General features: G+C 38.9%; 13 protein-coding genes. All 13 read left to right on the forward strand.

From position 1 onward, the window contains the following. The first annotated feature begins 80 nt into the window (after nt 1-80). The gene (gene tpiA, locus ACFINH_RS01275) at nt 81-845 is read left to right on the forward strand and encodes a triose-phosphate isomerase (protein WP_375620758.1); all 765 of its coding nucleotides are present in this window, start codon (nt 81-83) and stop codon (nt 843-845) included. A gap of 82 nt (nt 846-927) precedes the next feature. Next, the gene (gene secG, locus ACFINH_RS01280) at nt 928-1380 is read left to right on the forward strand and encodes a preprotein translocase subunit SecG (RefSeq protein ID WP_375612906.1); all 453 of its coding nucleotides are present in this window, start codon (nt 928-930) and stop codon (nt 1378-1380) included. Nucleotides 1381-1509: 129 nt separating this feature from the next. After that, nucleotides 1510-3138 carry a CTP synthase gene (locus tag ACFINH_RS01285; protein ID WP_375631768.1) on the forward strand — a complete coding sequence of 543 codons (1629 nt, stop codon included), beginning with the start codon at nt 1510-1512 and terminating at the stop codon, nt 3136-3138. Between the two features lie 36 nt (nt 3139-3174). Beyond that, nucleotides 3175-4011: a 3-deoxy-8-phosphooctulonate synthase gene (gene kdsA / locus ACFINH_RS01290; RefSeq protein WP_273791141.1), complete on the forward strand. Its 837-nt coding sequence runs from the start codon at nt 3175-3177 to the stop codon at nt 4009-4011. A gap of 71 nt (nt 4012-4082) precedes the next feature. Beyond that, the gene (gene eno, locus ACFINH_RS01295; protein WP_375631770.1) at nt 4083-5369 is read left to right on the forward strand and encodes a phosphopyruvate hydratase; all 1287 of its coding nucleotides are present in this window, start codon (nt 4083-4085) and stop codon (nt 5367-5369) included. Nucleotides 5370-5462: 93 nt separating this feature from the next. After that, on the forward strand, nt 5463-5870 hold the full coding sequence (locus tag ACFINH_RS01300) for a TM2 domain-containing protein (RefSeq protein ID WP_375631772.1): 408 nt from the start codon (nt 5463-5465) through the stop codon (nt 5868-5870). 722 nt (nt 5871-6592) lie between these two features. Further along, entirely contained in the window at nt 6593-6904 is a 312-nt protein-coding gene (locus ACFINH_RS01305; protein WP_012754998.1) for a septum formation initiator family protein, read from the forward strand. Nucleotides 6905-7039: 135 nt separating this feature from the next. After that, nucleotides 7040-8080: a pyruvate dehydrogenase (acetyl-transferring) E1 component subunit alpha gene (gene pdhA, locus ACFINH_RS01310; RefSeq protein WP_375617693.1), complete on the forward strand. Its 1041-nt coding sequence runs from the start codon at nt 7040-7042 to the stop codon at nt 8078-8080. A gap of 16 nt (nt 8081-8096) precedes the next feature. Next, on the forward strand, nt 8097-9464 hold the full coding sequence (locus ACFINH_RS01315; RefSeq protein ID WP_375631774.1) for a pyruvate dehydrogenase complex E1 component subunit beta: 1368 nt from the start codon (nt 8097-8099) through the stop codon (nt 9462-9464). A 14-nt stretch (nt 9465-9478) separates the two neighbouring features. Then, nucleotides 9479-10822, forward strand: coding sequence for a pyruvate dehydrogenase complex dihydrolipoamide acetyltransferase (locus ACFINH_RS01320; protein WP_375631776.1), 1344 nt, complete (start codon nt 9479-9481; stop codon nt 10820-10822). 220 nt (nt 10823-11042) lie between these two features. Beyond that, on the forward strand, nt 11043-12503 hold the full coding sequence (gene lpdA, locus ACFINH_RS01325) for a dihydrolipoyl dehydrogenase (protein ID WP_375631778.1): 1461 nt from the start codon (nt 11043-11045) through the stop codon (nt 12501-12503). 67 nt (nt 12504-12570) lie between these two features. Next, a complete protein-coding gene (gene lipA / locus ACFINH_RS01330) occupies nt 12571-13533 on the forward strand; it encodes a lipoyl synthase (RefSeq protein ID WP_375611273.1) in 963 nt (320 codons plus the stop codon). A 2-nt stretch (nt 13534-13535) separates the two neighbouring features. Then, the gene (locus tag ACFINH_RS01335) at nt 13536-13997 is read left to right on the forward strand and encodes a type II toxin-antitoxin system RatA family toxin (RefSeq protein ID WP_375611274.1); all 462 of its coding nucleotides are present in this window, start codon (nt 13536-13538) and stop codon (nt 13995-13997) included. Nucleotides 13998-14245: the final 248 nt, after the last annotated feature.

The raw sequence follows: 14245 nt of genomic DNA on the forward strand, positions 1-14245 counted from the left end.
AGCTTTAAAGACTTGCTTTCATTTTATAATTTGGTAACTACAGATAAACAATGTATTGTAAAAGCTCTTGAGGTGAAAATATGTCTCCAAATATTCGGCCTTTTCTTGCTGGAAATTGGAAAATGAATGGAACGAGTGAATCGCTTGGAGAGTTGCGTGCTATTGCTACAGGCGTTAGCTCTGATCTAGGTCATCTTTTTGAGGCGCTTATTTGTGTTCCAGCAACGCTTTTATCGCGTGCTTCTAATACGCTGAATGGTGAAAATCTCCTTTTGGGAGGACAAAATTGTCACTTTGATGATCATGGTCCTTATACTGGAGATATTTCAGCTTTTATGCTTAAAGAAGCGGGAGCAAGTCATGTTATTATTGGGCATTCAGAACGTCGTACAGTGTACCAGGAAAATGATGCGATTGTCTGTGCCAAAGTGCAAGCTGCGTGGCGAGCAGGTCTTGTGGCTCTTGTATGTATTGGTGAAACATTGGAGGAGCGTAATAATAATAAAGTACTGGATATTCTCACGCAGCAGCTTGAAGAATCTCTCCCAGATGATGCAACAGCAGAGAATACCATTATCGCTTATGAACCAGTTTGGGCGATAGGCACCGGCAACACAGCGACTCCAGAAGATATTGCAAAAGTACATCATTTCATTCGTGATAGGGTGCGCTCTCGTTTTGGTGATGAAGGCAATAAGATACGTTTGCTTTATGGTGGATCCGTAAAACCATCCAATGCATTTGAGCTTTTAAGCATTGCTCATGTTAATGGTGCTTTGATAGGTGGAGCAAGCTTAAAAGCGATTGATTTTTTAACTATTTGCGATGTTTGTCGTAAACTATAGCAGAGAAATTTGAGTTTCCCCTTGGATTGTGCGTTATTTATGTGTAAATAGCTATTAAAGAGTTATTTGAAGAGCAGGGTTTATGCAAACAGTACTTATAGTTATTCATTTTTTGATTGTGATTACTTTGGTTGGTGTTATATTAATTCAACCTTCAGAAGGTGGTGGGCTAGGTGTGAGTAATAGCTCAGGGTTGATGAAAACTCGTGGATCTCGAAACCCTTTAACACGTTTGACTGCTATTTTAGCCTGTTGTTTTTTTGTTGTGTCTATTGGACTTACCGTGGTGAGTAATATATCAAATTCTAGTTCTGATATCTTAAAGCGTATACCGGTTAATTCAGAACAGAATTCTACCAATAAAGACTCAGGATCAGTCCCATCGTCAGATGGTGAGTCCTCCCCTTCTATTCTTGAACAGCTAGGAGGCACTTCGAATTCTTCGCAGGAACAGAAACAGTCCACAAATCCTGAAGCAGAAAGTCCAGTTCCTCAGGTTCTTGAAAATACAGTTCCCGATAACAGTACAAAATAGTTTTTTAAGAAAACATAGACTTTTTAAAAAAGGTGATTTTTTTCGCCTTTTTTATTTTAGAAGAAAAATTGTTTCTTTTTGCATTTTTTGCTGGAAAAATCATTATAAATTGCTTATCACCATAAGCCCATGGCACGTTATGTTTTTATTACTGGTGGTGTGGTTTCTTCCCTTGGAAAAGGCATCGCAGCGGCGGCGTTAGCAGCGTTATTACAGGCTCGTGGCTATCGCGTACGTCTTCGCAAACTTGATCCTTATTTAAATGTTGATCCAGGTACGATGTCGCCTTATCAACATGGTGAAGTATTTGTGACCGATGATGGTGCAGAAACGGATCTTGATCTTGGTCATTATGAGCGTTTTACTGGGCGTTCTGCAAATAGCCAAGATAATATTACAACAGGGCGTATTTATCGCAATATCATTGAACGAGAGCGGCGTGGTGATTATTTGGGGGCAACAGTCCAAGTTATTCCTCATGTTACAGATGAAATTAAGAGATTCATTACGATGGGAAATGAAGAATTTGATTTTGTTTTGTGTGAGATAGGTGGAACGGTTGGTGATATTGAAGCAATGCCTTTTCTAGAAGCGATTCGTCAGCTTCGCAATGAGCTACCGAGACAAAATGTCGTTTATGTCCATCTCACATTAATGCCTTATATTCCTTCGGCAGGTGAATTAAAAACGAAACCAACACAACATTCTGTCAAAGAATTGCAAGCAGTTGGTATTTCTCCTGATATTTTGCTTGTACGTGCAGATCGATCTATTCCAGAAACAGAACGGTGCAAATTATCACTTTTTTGCAATGTTCGCTCCAATGCAGTCATTCAGGCATTAGATATGCCAACAATTTATGATGTTCCTATGGCATACCATAAGGAGGGTTTGGACTCTGAAGTTCTTTGCGCTTTTGGAATCGATTCGGCACCTTCCCCCAAGATGGATCGTTGGGAAGATATTACGCATCGTATTCACCATCCTGAAGGAGAAGTTACGATTGCTGTTGTGGGAAAATATACGGGCTTAAAGGATGCTTATAAATCTCTTATTGAAGCGATTGCGCATGGTGGTTTAGCGAATAGAGTGAAGGTTAATATTGAGTGGATTGATTCGGAGCTTTTTGAAAAAGAAGATTCTGTTTCAGCTTTACAAAAAGCCCATGGAATTTTGGTTCCAGGTGCTTTTGGGGCACGAGGGGCAGAAGGGAAGATTCGAGCAATTCAATTTGCGCGAGAGCGTAAAGTTCCATTTTTAGGGATTTGTTTTGGGATGCAATTAGCTTGTATAGAAGCTGCGCGCAATATTGCACAGATTGAGAATGCTTCATCAAGTGAGTTTTGCGAAACAGACAATCCAATTGTAGGTTTAATGACAGAATGGCTTAAAGGAGATGTTCTTGAAAAACGTACAAGAAATGGTGATCTCGGCGGTTCAATGCGCCTTGGTGCTTTTGCTGCTGAATTAAAAGAAGAGAGTCATATTGCTCAAATTTATGGGATGACCAAGATTGTCGAGCGACATCGTCATCGTTATGAGGTCAATATTGATTATAAGGATAAGTTAGAACAGTGTGGTTTGATTTTTTCTGGGATGTCTCCTGATGGTATTTTACCAGAAACGATAGAATATGTAGATCATCCATGGTTTATTGGTGTTCAATATCATCCAGAATTAAAATCACGTCCTTTTGATCCACATCCTCTTTTTTCTTCTTTTATTGAAGCCGCTGTAGAACAAAGTCGATTGGTTTAATGCGTAAATTGGATTACTTTGCTTTTGAGGGATAAAATGACTAAACCAAATGCCCGTGTGAAAGTTGGAAATATGATTTTTTCAAATGAAATGCCTCTTTCATTAATTGCAGGGCCGTGTCAGATGGAAAGTCGTGATCATGCTTTTGAAATGGCTGGTCGTATTAAAACAATTACCGATCAGCTTGGTATCGGGTTTGTTTATAAATCAAGTTACGATAAAGCCAACAGAACCTCTTTGGGGGCGGCACGTGGTATTGGTCTTGAAAAAGCAATGTCCATTTTTTCTGATTTAAAAAAAGAGTTTAATTGTCCCATATTAACTGATGTGCATACAGAAGAGCAATGTACAATTGTTTCTTCTACAGTTGATATTTTACAAATACCGGCTTTTTTATGTCGTCAAACAGATCTTTTGGTAGCAGCCGCCAAAACAGAATGTGTTATTAACATTAAAAAAGGTCAGTTTTTAGCGCCGTGGGACATGGAGAATGTTTTAAAAAAGGTTGTTTACAGTGGTAATCCGAATGTTATGCTTTGTGAGCGAGGCACGTCATTTGGTTACAACCGACTTATTTCTGATATGCGTTCGTTGCCTATTTTACGTTCATTTGGTGCTCCTGTTATTTTTGATGCAACGCATTCTGTTCAAGAACCTGGGGGGCAGGGGGCTTCATCTGGTGGACAGCGTCAATTTGTTGAAATTTTAGCGCGTGCAGCTGTTTCTGTTGGGGTAGCTGGTATTTTTTTAGAAACACATCAAGATCCAGATAATGCACCTTCTGATGGACCCAATATGGTTAAAGTTGATGATTTACAAAGATTGCTTGAGACTTTAATGGAATTTGATTATCTGTCAAAAAAGTTGAGTTGAGAAGAGAAAAAATATTTCATTAATAGGGCATTATAAATGAATCGAGACTTTTATTGGATAAGGAAACACATATGACTATAATTGTCGATATCATTGGGCGTGAAGTTCTTGATAGCCGTGGTAATCCAACGGTAGAAGTTGATGTTCATTTGGAGAATGGAGCTTTTGGTCGCGCTCTGGTTCCTTCGGGAGCTTCAACAGGAGCACACGAGGCTATAGAGCTTCGTGATGGTGGTTTGCGCTATCAAGGGAAAGGTGTTGAAAAAGCGGTTGCTGCAGTTAATGGCGAAATTCTTGAAGAACTTGGTGGGCGGGATGCAACAAATCAAATTGCTATTGATCAAGCAATGATTGCTTTGGATGGAACGCCAAACAAAGCCCGTCTTGGTGCCAATGCACTTCTTGGTGTTTCATTAGCTGTTGCAAAAGCAGCTGCGGATTCATTAAATTTACCTTTGTATCGTTATATTGGTGGTACACAAGCGCATATTCTTCCAACCCCCATGATGAATATTATTAATGGTGGTGTTCATGCTGATAATTTGATTGATTTTCAAGAGTTTATGATTATTCCTATAGGAGCTCCTACTGTAAAAGAAGCTATCCGTTATGGCGCTGAGATTTTCCATGCATTGAAAAAGCGTTTAAAAGATGCGGGTTATAATACCAATGTTGGTGATGAAGGTGGTTTTGCTCCTCAATTTAAAAGTGCTGATCAAGCAATTGATTTTATTATGGAATCTATCATGATATGTGGCTATAAACCAGGTGAACAAATTGCCATTGGTTTAGACTGTGCTTCAACCGAATTTTATAAAAATGGTTCGTATTTTTATAAAGGTGAGGGGAAATGCCGTGACACCCAAGAGCAGGTAGATTATTTAGCGCAGCTTGTGAAAAATTATCCTATTATTACAATTGAAGATGGAATGGCAGAGGATGATTGGGAAGGTTGGAAGCTACTTACTGACACAATTGGAGAAAAATGTCAGCTTGTTGGCGATGATTTGTTTGTAACGAATTCAGCACGTTTGCGTGATGGTATCAAAATGGGGGTAGGCAATTCTATTCTCATAAAAGTTAATCAAATTGGTACATTGAGTGAAACACTTGATGCTGTAGAAGTAGCACATAAAGCAGGTTATCGTGCCATTATATCTCATCGTTCAGGCGAGACAGAGGATTCTTTCATTGCAGATCTTGCTGTTGCAACGAATTGTGGACAAATTAAAACAGGTTCTCTTGCACGTTCGGATAGATTAGCAAAATACAATCAACTTATTCGTATTGAAGAAATGCTAGGAGCCCAAGCGCATTATGCTGGTGATTTATATCGTGGTTGTGAGCAAAAAATATGAAAGTATAAGATCATTTAGATTATGAAATTGAGATTTCTTATCAAAGACATATGCATAGTAATTTTATAGGTATTTAAATTTATAGGGATTAAGATGAGAGGTGTGATTATTACTCAAGATCAAGGAAATTATCTCGTTTCGGGTGATGACGGTAAGCGTTATCAGTTTGCGACTTGGGATTGGTTGGGAAAGAAACCACCAAGGATTGGTGATACTGTTGATTTTGTCTATGAAGGGGGTGTTGTCAGTTCTGTTTTTCCATTGTTGAGATTAGGTACAGAGAACACAAAGATAATGTTCGCACTGCTTTGTTGGGTTGCAGGTATCTTTGGTGTCCATCGCTTTATGGTTGGTAAAGTTAGGACTGGTGCTTTAATGCTGGTTCTATCTTTATCATTGTTTGGATTGATAATTACCGGAATTTGGGCAGTTGTTGATTTTATAGTCATTCTTGGAGGAAGATTTACGGATAAAGATGGGAATCAGATTACAGATTTTTAAAAATTTTATAATAAAGAGAAAGTAATTCAGTTCGCTTTTTATTTTTATAAATAATTAAGTTGCATTATGCGAAATTATTGTACTATATTTATTTAATATGAGATATTAAAAAACATGTATAGCTAAGTAAAAGTATTGAAAAAGGCAATGCTATTTTATACGGGTAAAGAAAAGACGCAAATTAATTAAGGCGTGCATTATTTTTCTGCTTATAGCAGTGGATAGCATTGGATTATTGGAGGCTCCAAACTATCCTAATTTCACGTTTATTACGGCTGCTACAAATTGTATTTACACCGTGAGGTTAATCCGCATATTATCAAATTAGAAATAATCTCTTTATGAATAACACATAAGGAGCGTGGGTAAGGATGAAGAGTAAAATTATTGTTCAAAATCAAGGGGTTTATTTCGTTTTGGGAGGTGATGATAAGCGTTATCAATTTGAGGATTGGAATTGGTTAGGAAAAAACCACCAAGCATAGGGGATACCGTTGATTTTATCTTCATTTTAATAGGAAATTTTAGGAAAAAAGCTACAAATTAGAGGATATCCAAAATATAAAAAGTGAGGCATTCAACTTACTTTGATCGTATTAAGGGGGGGATAAATTGAAATAACAAATTATTTTGGTGTAGATTTGGTAATGAGGTATTAATCAAAATCATGCATAGTTGGGCAAAATATTAAGAAATTTGTGCTGTAAAGACTGTGCTATTTTATGTGGACAAAGCAGAAACGTCGATCAATCAAAGTGCGCTTTGTACTACCTCTTATGACGGTGGGAGTCTTAAGCTATTTCAGTTATCACATTTATCATGGTGAGTATGGATTGTATTCACGCAGTGAAGTTAATCAGCATATTAGCGAATTAGAAAAGGAGCTTCATAAAATAGAAGCTGAGCGGATATTCATGGAAAAGCGTATTTCTCTTTTACGCAATGGACATATAGAAAAAGATATGCTGGATGAGTATGTCCGAAAGAATTTGAACTTTTCTAAGCCAAATGAACTGACAATCTTAATACCTTGAAATGATACCAAAGGTAAATGAAAAATCGCTTAATTTAAACAACAATCAGCAATGATATTGTTTAAGCCGATTGATAAGGCTTGTAACTTTTGTTCGTAAAGGTTATTCCTAAATAATCATAAAAGGGAGTTTAATATGGCAGAACGACTTAAAAAAAATTCTGCGTCGGTGGCGCGCACTGCATTATCAAGCACCACAAAGAAAGCACCAATAGCAGACTTTACAAAAGAAGAAGAAATTGATGCCTATCGTGAAATGCTTTTAATTCGCCGTTTTGAAGAAAAAGCAGGACAACTTTATGGTATGGGGCTTATTGGGGGATTTTGTCACCTTTATATTGGTCAGGAAGCCGTTGTTATAGGAACATTGAAAGCGGCAAAAGAAGGTGATCAGGTTATTACGTCTTACCGTGATCATGGTCATATGTTAGCCGTTGGGATGAGCCCACGTGGTGTCATGGCAGAATTAACGGGACGTCAAGGTGGCTTTTCCAAAGGGAAAGGTGGCTCGATGCATATGTTCTCTAAAGAAAAGAACTTTTATGGAGGACATGGTATTGTTGGTGCGCAGGTTCCAATTGGTTCAGGTTTGGCATTTTCGAATCAGTACCTTGGTAAAGATAATGTGACATTGGTTTATTTTGGTGATGGTGCTGCAAATCAGGGGCAGGTTTACGAAAGTTTTAATATGGCTTCACTTTGGAAGCTTCCTGTTGTTTATATTATTGAAAACAATCAGTATGCTATGGGAACGTCAGTTTCACGTGCATCTGCAGAAACTGATTTTTCCCGACGTGGTCTTTCTTTTGAAATTCCAGGTATTGTTGTTGACGGTATGGATGTTCGATCAGTAAAAGGAGCTGCTGATGAAGCAATTTCTTGGGCACGCTCAGGTAAAGGACCGATCATTCTTGATATGCAGACTTATCGCTATCGTGGTCATTCCATGTCTGATCCAGCAAAATATCGTTCAAAGGAAGAAGTCCAAAAAATAAAAGAGGAGCACGATCCGATTGATCAAGTAAAAAGTCGGATTCTTAAAAAAAATTGGGCGAGCGAAGACGATTTAAAATCTATTGAGAAAGAGGTCCGTGCAATTGTTGCTGATGCGGTAGATTTTGCACAAAGTGATCAAGAGCCAGATGCTTCTGAGCTCTATACTGATATTTTAGTTTGATGCGAGGGAAGCAAGTATGTCTATTGATATTTTGATGCCGACGCTTTCACCAACTATGGAAGAAGGTAAACTGTCTAAATGGCTCAAGAAAGAAGGTGATAAGGTTAGCTCTGGCGATGTTATTGCTGAAATTGAAACGGATAAGGCTACAATGGAAGTAGAGGCCGTTGATGAAGGTACTCTTGGTAAAATTTTTGTGCCTGAAGGTTCAGAAGGCGTAAGGGTTAACACTGTTATTGCAATTTTGTTAGAAGAAGGTGAGCGTGCTGAGGATATTTCGCAACCTACTGATACAGCACAAAAAACTAAGGAATCTGCTCTTTCTCTGCCTTTGTCAGTTCCGCAGGCTGCTCCTACTTTTGATACATCTCTTAATTTTGATATTCCAGCGGGAACACAAATGGTTACAATGACAGTTCGTGAAGCACTTAATCAGGCTTTGGCTGAGGAAATGCGGCGTGATGAAAAAGTTTTTCTCATGGGGGAAGAGGTCGCGCAATATCAAGGTGCCTATAAGGTTAGTCAAGGTTTGTTGGAAGAATTCGGAGAACGCCGAGTTATTGATACCCCAATTACAGAGCACGGTTTTGCTGGGCTGGCTGTTGGGGCTGCTTTTGGTGGGTTACGTCCTATTGTCGAGTTTATGACATTTAATTTTGCGATGCAGGCGATGGACCAAATTATTAACTCAGCAGCCAAAACACGTTATATGTCTGGTGGACAAATGACCGCTCCTATGGTTTTCCGAGGTCCCAATGGCGCGGCTGCCCGTGTTGGTGCTCAACATTCTCAATGTTATGCTGCATGGTATAGTCATGTACCAGGTCTGAAAGTTGTCATGCCTTATAGTGCTGCAGATGCAAAAGGTTTGCTGAAATCTGCTATTCGTGATGATAATCCTGTTATTTTCCTTGAAAATGAGATTTTGTATGGGCATCAATTTGATGTTCCTCAACTGGATGATTTTCTTTTGCCTATTGGTAAGGCACGTATTCATAAGTCTGGACAAGATGTGACGATTGTTGCATGTGGAATTGGGATGCATTATGCTGTTCAAGCGTTACCAGAAATTGAAAAACTTGGTATTGATGTTGAATTGATTGATTTACGAACCATTCGCCCGATGGATCTTCCAACAATTCTTTCGTCAGTTAAAAAAACAGGTCGTTTGGTCACAATTGAAGAGGGATTTCCTCAGTCATCTGTGGGAACTGAAATAGCAACGCGTGTTATGCAGCAGGCTTTTGACTATCTTGATGCGCCAATTGCTACGATTTCTGGTAAAGATGTTCCGATGCCTTATGCCGCTAATCTTGAGAAGTTGGCTTTGCCTAATACTGCTGAAATTATTGAGGCCGTTAAGGCTGTGACATACAGAGCATAACGGAGGAAAGCATAATGCCCATTAAAATTACAATGCCAGCGCTTTCCCCTACGATGGAAGAGGGAAATTTAACAAAATGGAATATTAAGGAGGGAGATAAGGTTTCCTCTGGTGATGTTATTGCTGAAATTGAGACGGATAAAGCGACAATGGAAGTCGAAGCCGTTGATGAAGGTAGGGTTGCTAAAATTGTTGTTCCTGCTGGAACACAAGGCGTTAAAGTAAATGCTTTAATTGTTGTTTTAGCAGAAGAAGGTGAAGATTTAGCTGAAGCTGCAAAAGTTGCAGAAGAAATCTCTTCTTCTACAAGACAAAAACCAGAGGGCATCAAACAGACAGATTCTCTGAAACAGACGGACTCAAAGGGAATAAAAATGTCTCATGAATCATCAACTGGGCAATTAATACAGCAAGATGAAAAGGAAGCTCGTCTTTTTGCCTCTCCCTTAGCGCGGCGATTAGCATCTCAGGCAGGTCTTGATTTATCCCTTATTTCTGGAAGTGGTCCGCATGGGCGTATTATTAAGCGCGATGTAGAAAAAGCTGTGAGCAGCGATATGTCTAAAGTGTCTTATTCATCATCGATAGGGGAGCTAATAGCTACAGGTGCTTCGGACAAACAGATATTGAAACTCTTCAAAGAGGATGAATATAGCTTCGCTCCCCATAGTAATATGCGTAAAACAATCGCGACACGTTTGGTGGAATCAAAACAGAGAGTCCCACATTTCTACGTAACGGTAGATTGTGAACTTGATGCGCTATTAGCACTGCGTACACAACTAAATGCTGCTGCTCCAATGGTTAAGGGGCAGGAAGAAACTCAGCCTACTTATAAGCTTTCTGTTAATGATATGGTGATCAAAGCTGTCGCACTTTCTTTGAAAGCGGTTCCTGATGCGAATGTTTCTTGGCTTGAAGGCGGGATGCTTCATCATAAACATTGTGATGTTGGGGTTGCTGTTTCTATTCCCAATGGATTAATTACACCGATTATTCGCCATGCAGAGGAAAAGCCGTTATCACTTATTTCCAAAGAGATGAAGGATTTTGCAAAGCGTGCGCGCGAGGGCAAGTTAAAAATGGAAGAATATCAGGGTGGAACAACAGCTGTATCAAATATGGGGATGTATGGTATAAAAAGTTTTTCGGCTATTCTTAATCCACCGCATGCGACGATTTTTGCGATTGGTGCAGGGGAGCAACGCGCCGTTGTTAAAAATGGTGCATTAGTTGTTGCGACAGTTATGTCAGTTACGCTTTCTGCGGATCATCGTGCTGTCGATGGTGCTTTAGCAGCAGAGCTCGCGCGGACTTTTAAGAAGATGATTGAAAATCCATTAGCAATGTTGGTTTGAACTGTTTAACAGTTCTTCACGTAAATTGTGAGAAAGCGTGTTAAGAGAATAGAAACAAATTTAAAGAGTTTAAAGAGCAATGTTATTGCTATTTCTGGTTTGGATAAAGCATTTGCGTGAAGCTTAAAGCAAAGACATAAGATAATTCTCTCATGTTTTTTTACAGACTTAAGTTCAAAAAATGCATATCCATTTTATATATATCCATGGAGGAATTACTGTGGTAAATCTTTATGATGTAATTGTGATTGGATCAGGTCCAGGCGGATATGTAACCGCAATTCGTGCAGCACAATGTGGCTTTAAGACTGCGATTGTTGAACGTGAACATTTGGGAGGGATCTGTTTAAATTGGGGATGTATTCCAACAAAGGCCCTTCTACGTTCAGCGGAAATGAAACATTTTGCTGAACATGCGACAAATTATGGATTAAAAATTAATGGTTCAATTGAGGCAAACATCAAAGATGTTGTGGCACGTTCACGGGGTGTTTCAGCACGTTTAAATGCTGGTGTTGGTTTTTTAATGAAAAAAAACAAAATTGATATTATCTGGGGTGAAGCAAAGCTTACTAAAGAAGCAAAGGGAAGCCTTCCTGCGGAAATTATGGTTTCTTCATCCTCCAAACCGATTATGCAACCGCAAAATCCAGTCCCTAAAGGGACGTTAGGGGAGGGAACTTATCAAGCAAAGCATATCATTATTGCAACGGGCGCACGTCCTCGTGTCCTTCCTGGTATTGAGCCAGATGGAAAATTCATTTGGACTTATTTTGAAGCTATGATACCGCCAGCAATGCCAAAATCGCTTTTGGTTATAGGGTCTGGGGCTATTGGCATTGAATTTGCTTCTTTTTATCATGATATGGGGGCGACAGTAACTGTTGTTGAAATGATGCCCCATATCATGCCTGCTGAAGATATTGAAATTTCAACGTTTGCTCGTAAACAGTTAGAGAAAAAAGGTTTACGCATTCTTCGTCAAGCAAAAGTAACAAAGGTTGAAAAATCTTCCGATTCTGTAAGTGTACATATTGATGTTCAAGGTAAAATAGAGTCAATGACTGTTAACCGGTTGATTTCCGCTGTTGGGGTGCAAGGTAATATTGAGAATCTTGGTTTAGAAGCTTTGGGAATAAAAACCGATCGCGGGTGCATTGTAACTGATGAATGGAGTTGGACGGGGGTGGAAGGCATTTATGCTATTGGTGATGTAGCAGGTCCTCCTATGTTGGCCCATAAAGCAGAAGAAGAAGGTGTGATATGTATTGAGCATCTTGCAGGTTTGAAGAGTGCTCATCCGCTTGATAAAAGAAAAATTCCAGGGTGTACATATTGTACACCACAGGTTGCCTCTGTAGGGCTTTCAGAAGCGGCAGCAAAAGAAGCAGGTTATGATATACGTATTGGGCGTTATTCTTTTGCTGCGAATGGTAAGGCGATTGCTTTGGGTGAAGATCAGGGGTTAGTAAAAACGATTTTTGATAAAAAAACAGGACAGCTTCTCGGGGCCCATATGGTAGGGGCTGAGGTAACAGAATTGATACAGGGTTTTGTTATTGCTATGAATCTTGAAACAACAGAAGAAGAATTAATGCATACTATCTTTCCACATCCGACCTTATCGGAAATGATGAAAGAAAGTGTATTAGATGCTTATGGTCAAGTTTTAAACGCTTGATGACTGGATTGTATGAAAAATTTTATATTTTTGATTGTTACTTCGTATTTATAAGGCAAAGGCTTAAATGGTTACGGTTGTTGATAGAGTTGCAAATAGACGATTGCGTCATCCTGAAAAGGCACATCGTCCTGATACAAGCGTTCAAAAAAAGCCAGATTGGATTCGTGTAAAAGCGCCAACATCACCAATTTATAAGGAAACACATGGTATTGTACGTACGCATAAGTTAGTGACTGTATGTGAAGAAGCTGGTTGTCCTAATATTGGCGAATGTTGGAGCCAGAGGCATGCTAGCTTTATGATTTTAGGTGAAATATGTACGCGTGCTTGTGCTTTTTGTAACGTTGCAACAGGTATTCCACTTGCCGTTGATGATAATGAGCCAGAACGTGTCGCTGATGCTGTTGCAAGGATGGAATTAAAACATGTTGTCATTACATCTGTTGATCGTGATGATCTTGCTGATGGTGGTGCTGAGCATTTTGCAAAAGTTATTTATGCGATTCGTCAAAAAACTCCTAAGACAACAATTGAAGTTCTTACACCTGATTTTCGTCATAAGGATGGCGCTTTAGAAGTTGTTGTTGCTGCTAAGCCTGATGTTTTTAATCATAACTTAGAAACAGTTCCTTCTAAATATTTGAAGGTCCGTCCAGGGGCACGTTATTTTCATTCAATTCGTTTATTACAACGTGTTAAAGAACTTGATCCAACAATTTTTACAAAATCGGGAATTATGGTTGGCCTTGGGGAGGAGCGAAATGAAGTTTTGCAATTGATGGATGATTTGCGCGCTGCTGATGTTGACTTTATGACAATTGGACAATATTTGCAGCCTACACGAAAACATCATCCAGTTGTTCGTTTTGTGCCTCCTGAAGAATTTGAGTCTTTTGCCAAGATTGGTAAAGTAAAAGGATTTTTACATATGGCCTCCAATCCTCTAACGCGTTCATCTCATCATGCTGGAGATGATTTTGCCATTTTGCAAAAAGCGCGTGATGAAAAATTTTCCTTACAGAGATAATTATGCCGATTTTTACAATACATCGGCAGATCACCCATAGTGCCAGTGAAATGTTTGATCTGGTTTCAGATATTGAGCGTTATCCTGAATTTTTACCAATGTGTGAGTCTTTAATAATACGTTCTCGAAAAGAATATGGAAAAAAAATATTGCTTCTTGCAGATATGACCGTTGGCTATAAGATTATTCGTGAAACTTTTACGACTCAAGTATTTCTTCAGCCGGAAAAAAGTCTTATAGAAGTTAAATATATTGATGGTCCATTCAAATATCTTGAAAATCGTTGGGCCTTTCATGATATTGAGAATACCAATGCATGTAATATAGAGTTTTTTATTGATTATGAATTTAAAAGTAAAACGCTTGGATTAGTGATGGGCTCAATGTTTGATATTGCGTTTCGTAAATTTACCGAGGCTTTTGAGAAGCGTGCGCATCAGATTTATGGCTCTACGGTAACATAGTCTATTCTGTTATTTTTTAACAATACCTATTGCTTAAACAGCGTGAAGGTGAAAACCGGTTTCCATCTTTACTATTTGTTTTTAATTCAGCTTTCAAAAGCATAATGATGAAGATGATGCACAGCTTCATGCTTTTGTTTCTCTTTTTTTTAATGGATGCACACTCGTTAAACAAAACGCCCAAATAGAACCTGCTTGCGTCATACCCATTTCATAATAGTGCTCATAATAAATAGTATAGATTCTCG

This window comes from Bartonella sp. AA74HLJMH (assembly GCF_042197045.1).
In the GTDB taxonomy this organism is placed as follows: domain Bacteria; phylum Pseudomonadota; class Alphaproteobacteria; order Rhizobiales; family Rhizobiaceae; genus Bartonella.

Bases quoted from the DNA above. Each gene is read 5' to 3' on its own strand.
- ACFINH_RS01300 (WP_375631772.1), top strand. From the start codon at position 5,463: ATGAGAGGTGTGATTATTACTCAAGATCAAGGAAATTATCTCGTTTCG.
- ACFINH_RS01305 (WP_012754998.1), top strand. From the start codon at position 6,593: ATGTGGACAAAGCAGAAACGTCGATCAATCAAAGTGCGCTTTGTACTA.
- lipA (WP_375611273.1), top strand. From the start codon at position 12,571: ATGGTTACGGTTGTTGATAGAGTTGCAAATAGACGATTGCGTCATCCT.
- tpiA (WP_375620758.1), top strand. From the start codon at position 81: ATGTCTCCAAATATTCGGCCTTTTCTTGCTGGAAATTGGAAAATGAAT.
- pdhA (WP_375617693.1), top strand. From the start codon at position 7,040: ATGGCAGAACGACTTAAAAAAAATTCTGCGTCGGTGGCGCGCACTGCA.
- ACFINH_RS01315 (WP_375631774.1), top strand. From the start codon at position 8,097: ATGTCTATTGATATTTTGATGCCGACGCTTTCACCAACTATGGAAGAA.
- ACFINH_RS01335 (WP_375611274.1), top strand. From the start codon at position 13,536: ATGCCGATTTTTACAATACATCGGCAGATCACCCATAGTGCCAGTGAA.
- eno (WP_375631770.1), top strand. From the start codon at position 4,083: ATGACTATAATTGTCGATATCATTGGGCGTGAAGTTCTTGATAGCCGT.
- secG (WP_375612906.1), top strand. From the start codon at position 928: ATGCAAACAGTACTTATAGTTATTCATTTTTTGATTGTGATTACTTTG.
- kdsA (WP_273791141.1), top strand. From the start codon at position 3,175: ATGACTAAACCAAATGCCCGTGTGAAAGTTGGAAATATGATTTTTTCA.
- ACFINH_RS01285 (WP_375631768.1), top strand. From the start codon at position 1,510: ATGGCACGTTATGTTTTTATTACTGGTGGTGTGGTTTCTTCCCTTGGA.
- ACFINH_RS01320 (WP_375631776.1), top strand. From the start codon at position 9,479: ATGCCCATTAAAATTACAATGCCAGCGCTTTCCCCTACGATGGAAGAG.